Annotated in this window: 11 protein-coding genes; 6 read left to right on the top strand and 5 right to left on the bottom strand. The window is 66.8% G+C overall.

Annotated features, from left to right (window positions below):
- Positions 1-1,376: 1,376 nt before the first annotated feature.
- Both AB0M76_RS23215 and AB0M76_RS23210 read right to left on the bottom strand, forming a co-directional pair.
- Entirely contained in the window at positions 1,377-1,607 is a 231-nt protein-coding gene (locus AB0M76_RS23215) for a hypothetical protein (RefSeq protein WP_365954701.1), read from the bottom strand.
- A complete protein-coding gene (locus tag AB0M76_RS23210) occupies positions 1,604-1,801 on the bottom strand; it encodes a hypothetical protein (protein WP_365353652.1) in 198 nt (65 codons plus the stop codon). Before AB0M76_RS23210 ends, AB0M76_RS23215 begins: the two co-directional genes overlap by 4 nt.
- 156 nt (positions 1,802-1,957) lie before the next feature.
- Here AB0M76_RS23210 and AB0M76_RS23205 point away from each other — a divergent pair, with 156 nt between their 5' ends.
- The gene (locus tag AB0M76_RS23205) at positions 1,958-2,680 is read left to right on the top strand and encodes a GntR family transcriptional regulator (protein ID WP_365954700.1); all 723 of its coding nucleotides are present in this window, start codon (positions 1,958-1,960) and stop codon (positions 2,678-2,680) included.
- Positions 2,681-2,748: 68 nt separating this feature from the next.
- Here AB0M76_RS23205 and AB0M76_RS23200 read toward each other — a convergent pair whose 3' ends face one another.
- The gene (locus AB0M76_RS23200) at positions 2,749-3,603 is read right to left on the bottom strand and encodes a GntR family transcriptional regulator (RefSeq protein WP_365954699.1); all 855 of its coding nucleotides are present in this window, start codon (positions 3,601-3,603) and stop codon (positions 2,749-2,751) included.
- Positions 3,604-3,851: 248 nt separating this feature from the next.
- On the opposite strand from AB0M76_RS23200, the gene AB0M76_RS23195 reads away from it, so the two are divergent.
- The 5 genes from AB0M76_RS23195 (at position 3,852) to AB0M76_RS23175 (ending at position 8,443) form a co-directional block, all read left to right on the top strand.
- On the top strand, positions 3,852-4,187 hold the full coding sequence (locus AB0M76_RS23195; protein ID WP_030036830.1) for a hypothetical protein: 336 nt from the start codon (positions 3,852-3,854) through the stop codon (positions 4,185-4,187).
- Positions 4,187-5,515 (top strand): FtsK/SpoIIIE domain-containing protein, encoded by a 1,329-nt coding sequence (locus tag AB0M76_RS23190; protein ID WP_365954698.1) that lies wholly within the window; start codon positions 4,187-4,189, stop codon positions 5,513-5,515. The genes AB0M76_RS23195 and AB0M76_RS23190 overlap by 1 nt, the downstream gene beginning before the upstream one ends.
- Before the next feature lie 138 nt (positions 5,516-5,653).
- On the top strand, positions 5,654-7,000 hold the full coding sequence (locus AB0M76_RS23185; protein WP_365954697.1) for a replication initiator: 1,347 nt from the start codon (positions 5,654-5,656) through the stop codon (positions 6,998-7,000).
- A complete protein-coding gene (locus AB0M76_RS23180; RefSeq protein ID WP_365954696.1) occupies positions 6,993-7,178 on the top strand; it encodes a helix-turn-helix domain-containing protein in 186 nt (61 codons plus the stop codon). The genes AB0M76_RS23185 and AB0M76_RS23180 overlap by 8 nt, the downstream gene beginning before the upstream one ends.
- A complete protein-coding gene (locus AB0M76_RS23175; RefSeq protein ID WP_365954695.1) occupies positions 7,175-8,443 on the top strand; it encodes a tyrosine-type recombinase/integrase in 1,269 nt (422 codons plus the stop codon). The genes AB0M76_RS23180 and AB0M76_RS23175 overlap by 4 nt, the downstream gene beginning before the upstream one ends.
- A 176-nt stretch (positions 8,444-8,619) precedes the next feature.
- Here AB0M76_RS23175 and AB0M76_RS23170 read toward each other — a convergent pair whose 3' ends face one another.
- The gene (locus tag AB0M76_RS23170) at positions 8,620-8,928 is read right to left on the bottom strand and encodes a hypothetical protein (protein ID WP_365954693.1); all 309 of its coding nucleotides are present in this window, start codon (positions 8,926-8,928) and stop codon (positions 8,620-8,622) included.
- A 5-nt stretch (positions 8,929-8,933) separates the two neighbouring features.
- Complete coding sequence (locus AB0M76_RS23165; RefSeq protein ID WP_365954692.1) at positions 8,934-15,656, bottom strand: polymorphic toxin-type HINT domain-containing protein; 6,723 nt, start codon at positions 15,654-15,656, stop codon at positions 8,934-8,936.
- Positions 15,657-16,086: the final 430 nt, after the last annotated feature.

Raw genomic sequence — 16,086 nt, 5'->3', positions numbered from 1 at the left:
TCCACCATTACTGAACAGATCGTAGAGCCACGGAATCCCGCAAATTGCATGCGGACGTATTCGTTCGGGTCGTGCAATATGAGCCACCCGGACGGACATGGGAGTGATACTTCAAAGAGGTTCGCAGGAAGCGCCACGGGCGGAGCCGACTTCCATACCTCGCATTCGACAGGACCGTCAACACTGGGTTGAACGCCGAAGATGAGTGAACTGCCCTCTCGATACCAGCTGCTCGACACCGGATCCCAGTCACTGACGTCATCGTCACTTCCCGCATCTCTCAAGATCAGGCATCCGTGCTCGATTTTCGCCAGGAATGCAACCGCAGGGCTATTAGCTACCATTCCTTCTTGCTCTTTTCTTGTGAAAGTTGCGAGACGACCCCACCCTGTCTCCTGGCGCAGGGCAGGCAGTGAGGATAAGCCGTCTGAGGAGATCCGGGAGCGACGAGACTAGACGGCGGCTGGTGATCTGGGATCCAGTCCCCCTCCTTGGTGCCAGGGGTCGTGGCACTGCAGGTGTGGCAGCCGTGCGCATTTCCTGATTCATTGATCAGATCTCGAACGCCATCTGCCTCAATGTCACCGCTCTCCAGGGCTACCCCCTCTCGGGCATTCGGACCAGCACCTAGCGTCAGATCGCACTTCTGACCTGGCGTTGCATTGCGAACGAGTACCGGGGTCTCACCAGCCAGCACATAGTACGTGTGCGTGCTGAGGTGCTGTCATCTGCGTTTTCGCAGGTCAGCGGAATTCGGCCAGTCCGTGGGTGTACGTGGAAGTGCCGTGTTGTGCGCCCCTGTTGCCGTCGGCGTTGCCGTCAGACGGCTACGCGCGTGAGGTCGGCGGAGTGGGCTTTGGCCGGTGTCCTGTTCGGGTTGGGGTCGGGCATGGTCAGGGGGCCTACGCTGGCTGGCAACTCGGGCAGGCTTTGGGCCTGACCGCAATTTGAACGAGTGGCCCCCTGGCCTTGCCCGACGCGGGCCCCGAGCCGAACAGGTGGGTAAAGCCCACGGAGCCGACCGACCCCACCCACGAGCTACGCACCGGCCAACGCCCTGCCGCTGCCCTCGCCGTCAGCCTGACGCTCGTCGTGCGGGTGCGTCCGACTTCTTTGCGTTTCCGGTCGTCCGCTGCGCTGTTTCTGCGCGGCCCGGTCGCTGGCCGGCCCGCGGTGGCGGAGCCGAGAGCGGGCCGGGTGGGCGGCCCTGCCGCGCGCGACCCGCGCCAGCGGGTCGCCTTGAAGACGTAGAGAAACTTTGGACGCATCCCTCTTCGGCGGTACGCCGTGGCCATCGGTGGAGGCTCGTGCTGGGGATGTGGCCTCGGGCGTCGGCTCAGCCTGGCGTGGCTTCGGGTGGACTGCCGTAGCTGCGTCTACTCGGCTCGGGTCACCTTGGCGTGGTCGGTCACGAGGCGTCTGAAGAGGTCGTGACCGGTGCGTCCGGTGTGGCGAAGGGCCCAGTCTTGTGCGGCCTCTTGCTCATCGTGCGGGCCGGATTCGGCGTCGCAGCCTGCGGTGACGCAGAAGGCTTCGTAGGTGATGCCGCCGTCGGGGACATGTCGGATGGTGTGGGGTACGTGCCGGTACACGGAGCGGGCGGTCACTGGTGGCCCTCGGGGTGGCGTCGCATGTAGATGTTGCAGTCGGTCACTGTCGTCATGTCGCCGACCAAGCGTGCGCGGTCGCGTACGTTGGCCAGTTCGGTACAGCCTGCACAGCCCTCGACGGGTGCCGGGTCCGCATCCAGTCGCAGCGGCAGTTCAACAGGCGCAGTCGAATACCTGGTCGGCTCACTCATGATGCGTCGCCACCCTTCGAACGTCACATGGCTGACCTATTGACAGGTCGGTGCTCTAGTTCAGTATTCGAGTGGCCGAAGCACTCCCGCTACGGTTCGCAGTGCACTAGTGTGCCCTCACTGACAGCACGTCAACTCAATGGAGGGGCAAGCCTTATGCCCAGTCCCAAGACGTTCACGAAGATCGCTGATCACTTCCGGGAGCGCATCCTGTCGGGCGAGCTCGCGCCGGGCGCCAAGCTGCCGACCAACCGGGAGATCGCCGGACAGTGGCAGGCCGCAGCTGCCACCGTGTCCCGTGCTCTGCAAGCCCTCCAGGTCGAGAACTTCATCCGCACTACTCCCCGGGGTACGTTCGTCGCCGATGACCCGAGGTGGACCCTGTCGGCGCGTGACCGGCTGGCCAGGGTCCAGCGGGTGAAGTCGTTTTTGGCGGAGGGAGAGACGAGCCGGGTGACGGCTGCTGAGCTGATCGCCCCGCCGCTGTACGTGGCGGAGATCTTCGATCTGGAGACCGGGGACCAGGTGGTCCGGCGCGAGTGGCTGGCCGGCCGTGGCAAGACTCGGACCGTGTTCGCGGTGACCTGGTATCCGGCGCCGTTCGCCGCTTTGGTCCCCGATCTGCTGAACACCGCTCCGGGCCGCAATCACGGACTGTCCGCGCGGGTACTCGAAGCCACCGGGCGCACGATCACTCACGCCCGTGACGACATGCACGCCCGCCCGGCCGACGCGCGCGAGGCAAGCGCCCTGGGGCTACCCGTCGGCTCACCGGTCCTGGCAGGTGCCCACCGCTGGTCGGACTCGGAAGGGATCATCGAGTACGGGGAATGGTGCATGCCGCCCCGGTTCACCATCGGCTACGAGTACCAGCCCTGACCGGCGAAACGTGAAGTGTCCCCGGAGGCACGTGGCCTCCGGGGACACTCACTGTTTGTGCGCCGATCTCAGCCGGTGTCGCCGCGCTCCAGGCGCTCGACGCGCTCTTGCAGCTCCTCGATCTGCTCCAGAGCACGTTCAAGCTTGTAGGCCAGGTCCGCGAACCCGGCCGACGCGGGGAACTCCCGGTCCGGCACACCTGGTGCCTCGGGCGCGTCGTCTGCCGGTTCCACTCTCACCGGGAGTTCAGTGCCGAACTCGCCGCCGATGATGACGTACTCGAACTCCTGGCGTGACCCGTTCCTCTTTGCGTACTTCTTGATCCTGCCCTCCAGCGCAAGGAAGGTCAGCGCCTGATCCGCGGCCTCGGCGTCGCCGCCGAGCATGTCCACCACCTCGTCCACGGTCACTGTGGCCCCCTTGGCCAGTGAACCGTCTCTGATCTTGCCGACCAACCGGCCGTGGATGACCTGTGTGGCGAAGCCATGGTCATCCCAGTCCCGTACGTAGACCTCGTCGCCGGGTACCTCGCCGGGGTAGCGGAGGAAGAAGTTGCCGGCCAGCAGGGCGATGGCGTTGGTGACCACGTTGAGCGGCACCGAGTAGTGCTCCGCCAGGACCTCGCGGGCTGGGAGTCTGGCTCCCGGCGCCAGCGTGCCGGAGTAGATCTGCTGTGTGAGATCGCTGGCGACGTTCTCGAAGGCTTCCTCGAAGTCGGCCGACCGGGTCACGAACGTGCCGCGCCCCTGGCGGGCGATGACCCAGCCTTCGTTGCGCAGGAGCCGGATGGCCTTCTGCACGGTCAGGCTCGATGCCTTGTACTCCTGCATGAGCTGGCTCTGAGTCGGCAGTAGCTGGCCCGGTCGCAGCTTCTCCTCCCGGATCTGCTGCCGCAGGTCGTCCGCGATGCGTTCGAACGTCAAGCGCGCGTCGTCAGCAGGAGGCATGTCCATCCCTGGTCCAGGTCCGAGTCTCACAGGCTGCAGGCGGGCCGTCGCCTCTGTGTTTCACCAGCTCAGCCGCCCACGGTGTCAGGGTAGCCGCCCGATGGATGGACCACCGATGAACAGATGGAATTCAATAGGGATGGACTTTGGATGGAATGAATGTATGGTTGCGGCATGCGATCACCCACACGGGTGATTCACCCCCTCTCACCTGGAGGTTTGCCGTGAAGACCATGCCCATCGACCAGTCCCAGGCGCTGGAGATCCTGGCCTCCGAGCCCCGGCCCAAGTTCAAGGACCGGGAAGGCCGAGAGGCCGCGATCGACAGGGGCACCGGTGCCCAGCTGCACGAGGTGGACGTGATGTTCGCGTTCAACGGCCGCGCCGAAGTGATCACTGTCAAAGTGCCCGAGCCCGGTCTCGGCAAGGGCCTCAAGGTCGGCATGCCGGTCGTCTTCACCGGCCTGGTCGCCTCGGCCTGGGAGAACGAGATCAACGGCAAGGACCGGCACGGCATCTCGCTCCGCGCGGATGCCATCACCGTGAGGACGGCCGCCTGATGCCGGCGAACGCCCTCAGTACGGGGTCACTACTGGTCGCCTGTCTCTGCATGCTGGGCATGCTCGCCTGGGCCGGGTTCCGCTTCGCCCGCTGGTACCGAGCCGACGGCGAGACCCGTATCAGCCTCCGTCAGGCGCGGCGGATCCGATGGGGATGGAAGCGCCTGGCCCCGATGCTGGACCTGGCGGTCAAAGACGCCACGCCCACCGTGCTCCAGCAGCTCAGCCCGCAGGAGGCGCCCGCGAAGCCGAGGGTGCTGGCGCCGCGCCTGCACACCCAAGCCGACCCGTTCGGCGTCACCGTCACCGCGGATGCCCTCCCGCAGGTGGGGTTGAGCGCCTGGCAGGACGCGAACGAGGGCTTGTGCGACGCGTGGGGGATGCGGCGCATCCGGATCTCCCAGCCCAAGCCCGGAATAATCGTGGCGCGCGGCTTCCGGCGCGAGCCGCTGGAGGCGGTGATCCGCTCACCGCTGCTCGGCCCCGACGGGTCCCCGATCTGCCGTCCGGGACAGTTCGCCTCCACGGACGACGTGCTGCTGGGCTGGGACGAGGACGGCACCCCCATCGCGCTCAACCTCGCCCACTCCGCACACGCACTCGTCGCTGGCCTCACGCGCTCCGGCAACTCAATCACCGTCAACACCCTGCTCGCATACGCGTCCCTGATGCGGGATGTGCGTCTGATCGTGATCGACCCCAACCTCGGTGCGGTTGCGCCCTGGTGGCGTACTGCCTACAAGGTCTCCGACGCCATCCACCCCGACGAGCCGACCGAGATCCTGCGCTGGGCGCGCGAGGAGATGCAGCGCCGGGAGCGGCTGTTCTGGTCCGGCCGTACCGACCGCATCACCGAATTCAGCCCCGAGCTGCCGCTGCTGCTCGTGGTGATCGACGAGGTGGCGAACTACACCCGGCACCCGGACCGCAAGGCCCGCGAACGCTTCGAGGCCGAGCTGCTGGCCATCGCCAGCCAGGGCGCCAAGTTCGGTATCCGGCTGTGGCTGCTCACCCAGAAGCCCTCCGCCGACGTGCTCACCACCGCCGTCCGCACCAACCTGTCCGCCCGGATCTGCCACCGCGTCGACACCGTCGAGGACTTCCTGCACCTCTTCCCCGACGGCCGGGAACTGGACGTCACCGCCGCCGACCGCACCATGCCCCAGGGCGTGTCCATCGCCTCCGTCGGCGACATGCGCACCCCCGTCCGGCTGCGCTCGGTCTACCTGCCCACCGAAGCCTGCTGGCAGATCAACGACCTGATGTGCGCCGAAGGGCTCAAGGTCCGCGACCTGCCCGACCGCGTCGACCTGGACAAGGCCGCGTGACCGCCGCCTCCTGGTCCCGCTTCGCAGTGATCCCCGGCAAGGGCGTGTAGTCGCCAAACCCTCGCCCCTGCCGGGGCCTCCCTCCCTTACCCGTCCACGGCACACGAGTGTGCCGCAGCGCAGAGAGGTCCAGCCAGCATGCCACCGCACAACCCGACCACCACAATCCCCAGCCCCGAACCGGAGACGGCCGCGCTGCCCACGTTCACCGGATACCGCGACCTGCTCGGCCTGGTACGGCAGCTGTCCTCCCTCGGCGGCTGCGCCCAGCCGATCCGGCTCGAAGGCCACCGCACCGAGATCGACACCTTCACCGGCGAAATCCTGCGCGAACTGAAGTCCAAGGAACTGCCCACCGGGCACCTCCTGGTCCGCTGCGGCAACCGCCGCACCACCCGCTGCCCCTCCTGCGCCGAGCTCTACCGCCAGGACACCTACCACCTCATCGCCGCCGGCCTGCGCGGCGGCAAGAACATCCCCGACCAGGTCGCCACCCACCCCCGCGTCTTCGCCACCCTCACCGCACCCTCATGCGGCCCCGTGCACGGCCGACGTGTCAACGGCTCCGCCCGCTGCCGCTGCGGACGCACCCACACCAAAGGCGACCCGCTCCTCGGCACCCCGCTCGACCCCAAGCGGTACGACTACATCGGCGCCGTGCTCTGGAACGCCCACGCCCCCGCCCTGTGGGCCCGCTTCATGCTCCACCTGCGCCGCACCATCGCCGCCGCAGCCGGTATCCCACAGCGCCTGCTCCACAGGCTCGTTCGTGTCTCGTACGCCAAGGTCGCCGAGTACCAGCAGCGTGGACTGATCCACTTCCACGCCGTGATCCGCCTCGACGGTCCCGCAGGCCCCTATACGCCGCCGCCCGCCTGGGCCACCCCCGAACTCCTGACCGACGGCATCCGGATCGCAGCCACCCGCGCCCACGTCGACGGACCCAAGATCAACGGCCGCGCCCGCTCCTTCGGCTTCGGCGCACAGATCGACACCAGGATCATCCGGTCCACGGCTTTCCAGGCCGGGACCACGATCACCGAGGGCAAGGTCGCCGGGTACGTCGCCAAGTACGCCACCAAGGGCACCGAAGCCGCCACCGGCACCCTCGACCACCGCCTGAAGAAGATCAGCGAACTCTGGTCGGAATCCGTGCCCGAGCACGCCGCCCGCATGATCCGCACCGCCTGGGAACTTGGCAACCGTGACGACCTCAAGCACCTGAACCTTCGCAAGTGGGCCCACATGCTCGGCTTCCGCGGCCACTTCTCCACCAAGACCCGCGCCTACTCCACCACCCTCGGCGCCCTCCGAGCCGCCCGCGTCGCCTGGCACCACCGTCACACCGCTCCGCCCTCGCCGACCACCCTCGTCCTCGCCCACTGGGCCTACGACGGCACCGGCCTCACCCCGGATCTCGAACGCCTCGCCGCCCTCATCGGCGGCGGCCCGACGCAAGCAGAGGCGGTGACAGTCGGTGCGTGACGACGAACTCCTCACCGTCCCCGAGACCATGGCTCGCCTCAAGATCGGCCGCTCCGCCCTATACGACCTCCTGCGTACCCGCCGCCTGGCCTCGCTGACCATCGGCCGCGCCCGTCGCATCCCCGCCCACGCCCTCGCCGACTACGTCCAGCACCACCTGGAAGAGGCCACCCGATGACCGCCCCCAAGCGCAAGAAGGCCCGCGCCAACGGCGAAGGCACCATCTACCAGCGCAAGGATGGCCGCTGGGAAGCCGCCGGCTACGTCCTCGCCGCCAACGGCACCCGCAAACGCGTCCGCGTCTACGGCAGCACGCGGAGGGAAGCCGCCGACAAACTCGCCGGGAAGATCGCCGACAGCAACCGCGGCCTCCCCGTCGCCACCGCCGACAGCACCGTCGGCAACTACCTCACCTACTGGCTGAACAGCGTCGCCGTCCACCGGCTCCGCGAGAACACCCACACCCGCTACGCCACCTGCATCCGCCTCCACCTCATCCCCAGCCTCGGCACCAAGAAGGTCGCGCGCCTCACCGCCAAGGACGTCCGCACCTTCCTCGACCGGCTCCGCACCACCTGCCAATGCTGCGCCCAGAGGCTGGACACCGAACGGAAGCAGTGCTGTGCTATCGGCGAGTGCTGCCAGAAGCGGCTCTCCAGCTCGACCGTGACCTACGTGCACTCGGTCCTCAAGTCCGCGCTGGAACATGCCGTCCGCGAGGACGAGCTGCCCCGCAACGTCGCTCGGAACGTCAAAGCCGCCACGCCCCGGCCCAGGCGCTTCCGGCCCCTCACCGCGGTCGAGGCCCGTCGGTTCCTCGACGCAGCTCGGGCCGACCGGCTGCACGCGCTGTACGAACTCGCCCTCCGGTCCGGACTCCGCAAGGGCGAACTCCTCGGCCTCCACTGGGAAGACCTATGCTTCGACAGCGGTACGGCCAGCATCCGCCGCTCACTCCAACGCACCCAGAGCGGCGGCCTGACTACCCTGCCCACCAAGACCCGTGCGTCCGAACGCCGCATCGCCCTTCCGACCGAGTGTGTCCACTCGCTGAAGAGCCACCGGGAACGTCAGGAAGTAGAACGCAACGTGGCCGGGGTGAGCTGGAAAGACAGCGGTCTCGTCTTCACTACGCCGTTCGGCGGTGCGATCGACCCGGCCAACATGACCCGGCGCTTCGGCCGATTCCTCGACCGGGCCGGGCTCCGCCGCATCCGCTTCCATGACCTCCGGCACTCGACCGCGACCCTGCTCCTAGAGCAAGGCGTAGACCTCGTCGTCATCAAGGAACTCCTCGGCCACGCCCACATCGGCGTCACGGCCGGCGTCTACGCGCACGTCCGACTCCGCCTACAACGCCAAGCCATCGACACCCTCAACGATGCACTCAGCACGGGCAACGACGACCCCGACGACCCACTCGCCCCGGCAGCCGTCCACTGACGTTGCCGTCACCGTTGCCGTCAAACGATCGCGGAGGCCCCGCAGGAATTCTCCTGCGGGGCCTCCGCGATCGTTATCTATTCCGTCTCGAAAAGTGGTCGACCCACTCGGAGAGCGCCACAAGCATTTCCGCAGCGGAGTAAGTCGACCACCTTTCACGCGAGAGTTGATTTCATTTACAGTGGGAAATCGTTCTTCCAGGGGGCATCGAGAGTTTCGGGATCGACGCCGAGCTCCCGCATCACAGTGTCGATTTCCTCGACAGTCTCGACGGTAGCCACGTGGACGCGCTCAATATCCTCCTCTCCGAAGCAAGTATCTTCATCCACGAAAGGCTTAGGGATTTCAACCGTTGAGACCCTGAAATTGCCATCCCTGAGGGGGAAGGCCCATACCCAGGCGTAAGAATTTGGAGTGCTGGGCTGGCGGCGTGCCGACACCAGGGCCTTTGTCATTACGAGGCGGTTTGCAACCTCGGTGCGCATGTAACCTACCCCTTCCAGAAGATTCGAATAATTGAGCCGCCGTACTTCGAATCCTCGAATGTGTGAATCTGGAGATGGGGAAGGTCGCCGTCCCTATTGCCGGCACCATGCCCTAGCACTCGGCCGTCCGCGCCGAGCTGATCATCCCAGTGATATGTTCCGCTCTTCGATCCGAAATACTGTCGCGTTCCCTTGCCATCGAATCCGGCAGCATTGCGATAGCCGTCGCCCTGGAACTTCCCCAGGAGGATTTCCTCCGCTTCGGAGCGCGAGCCAACCGTGATGCTAGTTCGACCTTGATCAATTGCTCGAACGCTGGCCGAGACCCGACCGCTCGACCACGGGAACTCACAAGGACCGGAATTGTGGACGAGTACCGGAGTCTGGCCCGCCAGCACATAGTACGTGTGGAAGTCGCCGACGGTCAGGTTGTACGTGGTGGCGCGCTCGGTGTACGCCTCGTTCGCCACGACGACGACCGTGTTTCCGGAGCTGGTCCGCAGGGACATCCCCGCAGCGAGGTCCGCGGCGGCGACCCATGCATTCTGTGAAGGAGACCAGAATGGGTGCTCGTAGGTCGCGGTCAGCTCTTCGATGCCGTCGGACGTCGCGATGTTGAGCTTGTTAAAGTGCTTGTCGTCGTTGGTCGCGATCAGGCGGGTGACCGGGCGCTTGGTGGTTTCACCGGAGCGGGGGTCGGTGGCCAGGACTTCGTCACCGAGAGCTATGTCCTCGATGTTCTTGGCCGCGCCGCCGGCGAGTAGAACCTTGGTCCCGGCTAGGAAGCACTGGCAGCCTGTCGGCTTGCTCGTGGGTATCTTGCGGGCATTGGCGTGACCGATCGGCGTCGAGCGGACATTGACGTTGCGTCCCTCGGCGATGCCGTAGACGGCCGCAACAGCCATTCCGTGCTGAATAATGTAGAACTCGATCTCATCGCAGCCGATGGCTGCGCAGGCGGTTATCATCGCCTGCGACTTGTTGATCCAGTCGTCTTGCGCGGAGAAACCGAGGCCGTAATCGCTCGTCTGCTTGATGTACTGCTGGGCGTAGAGCTTGATGAAGACTTCTTGCTTCTTCTTCGGAAGCCGAATCGTCAGACCGTAGTCATCCTCCAGAAGAGTCGGAGCGCGGTATTCGTTGTAGCTGTCGTAGCCGCCGGTTATAGCCTTCTTGCGGGTCGGGTCGTTGACGTCCTTCTTGTCGTCGCGGGGGTTGTAGTGGCCGTCGCAGTGGCCGTGGTAGCAGTCCGCCTCGATGAGGCCCGACGGGTCGGTGAGGCTGACCGGGTTGTTGCTCGAGTAGACGTATCCGTGCAGCTGCTGCGAGCTGGACAGGTCCATGATCGGGTCGACCGATATGAAGCGGCCGATCACCGGGTCGTACTCGCGGGCGCCCAGGTGGGTGAGGCCGGTGTCGGCGTCCTTGGTGCCGCCGACGAATCCCTTGTCCCCGGCCCAGGCCGTCGGCTGGGAGCCTCGGTCGTCGCCGAAGATGCCGGTCTTGCGGCGGGTCACCGTCTGGGCGGCGTCCGCGGTGACCTGGGTGGTGCCGGTGCCGTGGTGGTCGGCGAGGAGGAAGGTGAGCTTTCCGCCCTCGCGCATGGCCACGTCGCCGTAGTAGCGGGTGCCGGTGACCTTTCCGGCCTTGTCCAGGTGCAGCTCGTTGCCGCCGGGCAGGTAGAGCGTGGTGCTCTTCGTGTCCTTGCGGAGCAGGCGCTGACCTGCGGTGTCGTAGAGGAAGGAGTCACTGGAGGTGCCCTGGTTGAGGGTCTTCAGGTGTCCTTCGACGTCCCAGCCCAAGTACTGGGTCTCCGCGCTCGCGCTGGTCTTGCGGGTCTTGGTGTTGCCGCTCTCGTCGTAGGAGAAGGTTTCGTCGTGCAGGTCGGTGCCGGTCTGGGTGACCTTGGTCAGGTCGTGCTTGCCGGCGGTCGGCGCCGCGTACGTGCGGACGGTGTCGGCGGTCGGTCCCGAGGCCGTGGTGTGCTTGGTCTCGGTCTTGCGGTTGCCGACCGCGTCGTAGGTGTACGTGGTCCAGTACGGGTCCTCGCCGCCGATGACGGTGGCCGACGGGGCGCTCGCGCAGGTCTCGCCCTTGTTGGTCCAGGCCTGGCCGATGCGGTTCAGGGCGTCGAGCTTGACGCACTGGGTGTCGGTCGTACGCAGGGTGTCCTGGCCGTAGGCGGTGGCGATCGACGTGATGGCGCCGGCCGGGTTGTAGGCGTACTGGGCGTCCTCGATCCGCTGGGGGGCGAGGTCGCGGTCGGTGTAGCCGCGGGTGACGGCGCCGGTGTGCTCGTCGTACTCGGCCGAGCGGTACAGGCGCTGGCCGAGGGCTCCGAATTCCTGGCGGGTGCTGCGGCCGTAGTGGTCGTAGGTCATGGCCGAGACGAGGCGGCTGCTGCCGGCGCCCATGTTGTTGAGGAGGCCGGAGACGCTCTTGTAGGTGCTGCCGACCGTCTCGGCGGGCAGGTCGCCCATGGCCGGGTGCTTGGTCGTCAGGAGCTGACCGGTGATGTTGTAGGTGTTCGTCCACTGGTAGGTGCCGGCCAGCGCCCCGGTGTCGGGGGTGGACGGGATGGTCACCTTCGTGGTGAGCGGCTGGTAGAGGTTGTTGTAGAAGAGGACCTCGGACTCGTACGCCTTGCCGTCGACGAAGCGCGTGGACTTCGTCACCTGGCCCTTGGCGACGGTGTCGAAGACCTGCGCGGTCAGGGTCGTTGCGCCCTGCTTGGTCGCGACGGGACGACCGAGGTCGTCGTAGTCGGTGTGCAGGGTGATGCCGCGGGCGTCGGTGACGTCGGTGACCCGGTCGCCGGCGTCGTAGACGGTCTTGGAGATGCCCTTGTCGGGGTCGTTCGCTTCGGTCTGGCGGCCGCGGACGTCGTAGGTGTACGTCCATTTCGCGTTGCCCGGGTCCGTGACCTGGCTCAGCTGGCCCAGCTTGTTGTACGCGTAGAAGGTCGACTGCGAGGTCGTACGCCCCGCATCGGTGTACTGCCTGCGCTCCACCGTGCGGCCGAGTATGTCGGCGACGTCGGTGGTGGTGACACCGCCCTTCGGCGGTACGACGGTCTTCGTGTCGCCGGTGTAGCTGGTCGTGGTCCGCTTGGTCTCGGTGCCGAACTTCTTCGCGATCACCGCGGTGGGGCGTCCCGCGCCGTCGTAGACGGTGTCGGTGGAGGCCGGGTAGGTGGTTTCGGCGCCCGTCACCAGATCCGGGGACGGCGCGCCGTCGGCGTAGTACGTGCCGGAGTTGCGCCAGGCCAGGCCGCGGGTGTCGTAGAACGTCTCGCTGATCAGACGCCCGGCCAGGTCGGGTGACTGCGTCTGCGTCTGGCGATCGCGCAGCAGGCCGTCCTGGATGGAGTAGACGGTGGAGTACTTGTAGTCGTGGGTCAGGGTCTTCGAGGTGGTGACGTTCGGGCCGTCGTTGCGGACCGTGTAGTCGAAGACCCGGCTCGGCGTGTTCGGGTTGTCGACGGCCGCCCAGTTCGGGAGCCAGACCTTCGTCATCCGGCCGAGGGCGTCGTACGCCGTGGTGGTGACCTTGCCGTTCGGGTCGGTGACCTTGGTCGGCTGAGAGCGCACCGGGTCGACTTCCGAGGCGATGACGTGCCCGAGCGGGTTCGTCACCGTCATGGCGGTCGGGGCTTCGCCCGTGGCAGGGGTGTACGCGGTCGTGGTGACCTTGCCGTACGCATCGGCCGCGGTGAGCTGCCGGCCGTAGACGTCGTAGCAGAGCTGGTTCTTCGCCGCACCACAGGTGCTCGGGACGCTGGAGACGACGTCGTAGCCGTCGCCCTTGCCGTTGATCTTCTCGGTCTTCGTCATCAGGCCGATGCCCGGGACGGCTCCGAGCGGAGCGTCGTCGAAGTAGTTGCGGACGTCGCTGATGACGTCGGCGGGCTCGTTCGCCGTGGTCCCGCAGGGGACCGCGACCGCCTTGATACGGCTGACCTTGTTGAGGATCCAGCTGCCGGTGTTCCGGGCGTAGGTGCTGGTCGTGCACTTCTCGTCGCCGGTCTTGGCCGTGTCACCGGATTCGGAGACCGAGTCGACCATGCCGTAGTCGTCGAAGTGGCTCGTCGACTCGACCGTACGGGTGCCGCCGGTGACGGTCGTACGGGTCGACTGCTTCTCCGTGGCCGTCTTGACCGCCGTGAGGTCGGGCAGGTCGGTGCGCTTCCTGGTCGCGGCAGCAGCCGAGCGCCAGGGAGTGTAGGAGGAGGCCGTCAGGGGCTTGGCCGTGTCGTCCCCCTCGTAGAGCACCGTCTCGCGCGGGACGCCGGCGAACTGCTCCCGGTCGGTGACGGCAGCGCCGGTGGAGTCCTTGACGTCCTTGCCGTCGAGGCCGCGGAAGTAGCGGGTCTCGGAGAGCGTCTTGGGGTCGGACGCGGCGCCCGTACGGGTCTGGACGAGTTCATAGCCGCGCGCGACGGAGTGGACGCGGTCCTCAGGCTTGGCGAGTTCGTCTGTGCCCTTGGCCCAGGCCGCCCCGCCCGCGTACGCGTACGAGGTCACCTTGTCCGGCGTGGAGGCGATGTTGTCGCCCTCCACGATCTGGGTGGCGACGTAGCTGTTGAACCAGTCGACCTTCGAGGTCTCGCCCTCCCACGCCCACTTGACCGGGTAGCAGCGCGTCGTGTTCGTCTCGTCCGGCTTGGGCAGCGTGGTGGCGGTGCAGTCGGGCTGGGAGTAGGTGACACCGATGGTGCCACCGCTCTCGGTGTTCACCTGGGACATCCGCAGCCGGATGTACGGCGCGAGGCCGTCACCGAGGGCATCCACACGGTTCGGGCGCTGCTCCCCGGTGAAGGTGACCGGCGGAAGGGGCACGTCGGCGCCGGCGCCGGACTTGCCGGTGCGGGTGATCGACTTGAGCCACAGGGCGCGCGAGATGCCGTCGCCGGAGGGCGGGAAGTCCTGGTCGAGCTTCCACGAGTCGACGTCCTGGTAGGCACCGCCGGTGAGGATCTTGGTGTTGATGCCGGTCAGGCGCTTGCGCGACCAGAATGTGGGCGACCACTGGTCCTTGCACTCGGTGGACCCGTCCTTGCAGAACAGGTCGTACGGGGAGTCGGGCCAGTTCTTGGCGTTGGTCTCGTCGAACGTGCCGCAGCCGGTCAGGCAGCGCTCGTCGACGTCGAAGGTGACCTGGCCCATCGCCTTGCCGGTGTACACCGTGTCGGAGCGCAGACCGTAGTCGATGTGGTCGAGCCAGCCGCCGCGGATGTACGGGGTGACCGTGGCCTTGCCGGTGGTCTCCGAGACGTTGCGGCCATAGTTGTTGGTCTCGGTCTTCCAGTAGTACGCCATTGCGCTGCCGCCGGGGGCGACGACGTAGTCGAGCTGCCAGCGCCAGGCCTGCTGGCACCAGGCGCTCGCGAACGAGGCGTTGTAGCAGGGCTCGCCCGCCTGGTTGCCGAACACCGGGACGGTCCAAGCGGAGTTCGTCGTCGGCGTAGACGCGTCCTTCCAGCCCGGCAGCCGGTTCAGACCGAAGAAGTACTGCGTTCCGTCGGTCGTGGTGATCTTCCAGTGCTCACCGTCGTTGTCGCCGTTGGAGGCGCCGGTGAGCTTCTCGACCTTCTCACCCGAGTCCGACGCCGGGTGCCAGCCCTTGCCCTGCTCGAAGACGAGTTCCGTCGACTTGCCGCCCAGCGACATCGTGGCGTTGTCGTTGAACCAGCACTGGTCGCCGACCTTGGTGGTGTTGGTGCTGTCGGTCTTGTCGTCGTTGCACGCCTTGTACTTGCGCTCGATGAAACCGGGCTCCCAGTTCCAGCCGTCACCGATCCACGAGGCCTGGCTGTTCGAGGCGGCCATGCGGCCGTCGACCGACTGCGAGCTGTAGCCCAGGCGGATCTCCGGGTCGAGTCCGCCCGGAGCCGTCGGCACCTCGACGTTGTACGACCACGAGAACGCGCCGGTCGAGCCACCGGAACTCCATGAGCCCGAGGGCTGCAGCGGGGTCGCCTTGTAGTCACCGGTCGCACCGGATGCATCGGCGGTCGCAGCGAGGACGGCCGCGCCGGACGGCCCGGCCGCGGTGGCGGACATAGCCGACTGCCCGGACTTCGCCGAAGGCGCCGTGGCGCCCGGCGTCGTGACCTGTGCGGACAGTTTGCCCGCACGTGTGTCGTTGCGCGTCTGCAGCGGCTTCTGCGTGCGGCACTCCGCGCGCTGCGGGGTCGTCAGTGCACACGCCGGGAGCTCAACGAGGTGGAGGCGGGAGGCGTAGTCGCCGCCGTAGGCGCCGCGGAAGGCGTTGTAGTCCACCTCGACCTTGGCCGCCGCGGACTGCGCGGAGCCGTCGGAGCGGCCCACCGACAGTAGTACGCCGTCGATGCCCGCCTTGCGCGCCGCGTCCTTGCCGGCGACGGAGACCTTCACCTTCGACGGCGCCTCGGCCGCCTTGCCCGGAGCCACGTACACGGCGACCGGGAGCTTGCCCGCCTGCTGCGTACCCGACCCGACGGCCGGAGCCTGCGCCGCGCCGGAGAGGAACGACTTCGAGACCGGGCCCGGCGCCGGAGCCAGGTCGACCTCAGCCGAACCGGCCGTCGGCCAGGAGACCTTCGGAGCCTTCCACGGCGTCGCCGCGTCATCGGCCTTCTTCGTACCGCCCGCGCGGACCGGCTTGACCGGTACCGCCTTCGGCTGCTTCAGCTCCGGCAGCGAAGACCTCGGTTTGCTGTCTGCTACGGCAACAGCGCCGGGCAGCATGCCTGAGAGGACTACTGCGGCCAATGCCGCAGAAAGCCCTCGCATGCGAAATTTTCTCACACCCCACCCCATGCTTCTCACAAGAATTTACCGAGGCAGGCTAACAGTCGCAATTCGCCAATCTCGCACCGCATAAAGGCTCGAAGAGGGGCAAATTGATTTAGTGGATCAAATGGGATGTCGCATCTAAGATCCACTTAAAAAGCGCAGCTCAGGGCCGTCTGATGCTGGCAATCGAAGTAGAGTCAGCACAGATATCGGACAGATGGAGTCTGCGTGAGAAGAAAAGGGGCCCTCTCCGGCGCGCCGGGTGGGCGGGGGATTTCACGGGCCATTTCCGTGGCCCTGGTAAGCGGAATAACTGCTACCGCATTGGGGGTGATAAACCCTGCGGCGACCGCAGTCGCCGCTGCGGATCCGGTTGCCGAGG

It is taken from the genome of Streptomyces sp. NPDC051364, from assembly GCF_040682115.1.
GTDB lineage: Bacteria > Actinomycetota > Actinomycetes > Streptomycetales > Streptomycetaceae > Streptomyces.
Note: the sequence above shows the minus strand (reverse complement) of the source record. Positions and strands in the feature narration are given on the sequence as shown.

What these genes read in the sequence shown, in the direction of transcription:
- AB0M76_RS23165 (WP_365954692.1), bottom strand. Translation starts at nt 15,656, where the DNA reads ATGCTGCCCGGCGCTGTTGCCGTAGCAGACAGCAAACCGAGGTCTTCG.
- AB0M76_RS23190 (WP_365954698.1), top strand. Translation starts at nt 4,187, where the DNA reads ATGCCGGCGAACGCCCTCAGTACGGGGTCACTACTGGTCGCCTGTCTC.
- AB0M76_RS23185 (WP_365954697.1), top strand. Translation starts at nt 5,654, where the DNA reads ATGCCACCGCACAACCCGACCACCACAATCCCCAGCCCCGAACCGGAG.
- AB0M76_RS23205 (WP_365954700.1), top strand. Translation starts at nt 1,958, where the DNA reads ATGCCCAGTCCCAAGACGTTCACGAAGATCGCTGATCACTTCCGGGAG.
- AB0M76_RS23175 (WP_365954695.1), top strand. Translation starts at nt 7,175, where the DNA reads ATGACCGCCCCCAAGCGCAAGAAGGCCCGCGCCAACGGCGAAGGCACC.
- AB0M76_RS23210 (WP_365353652.1), bottom strand. Translation starts at nt 1,801, where the DNA reads ATGAGTGAGCCGACCAGGTATTCGACTGCGCCTGTTGAACTGCCGCTG.
- AB0M76_RS23170 (WP_365954693.1), bottom strand. Translation starts at nt 8,928, where the DNA reads ATGCGCACCGAGGTTGCAAACCGCCTCGTAATGACAAAGGCCCTGGTG.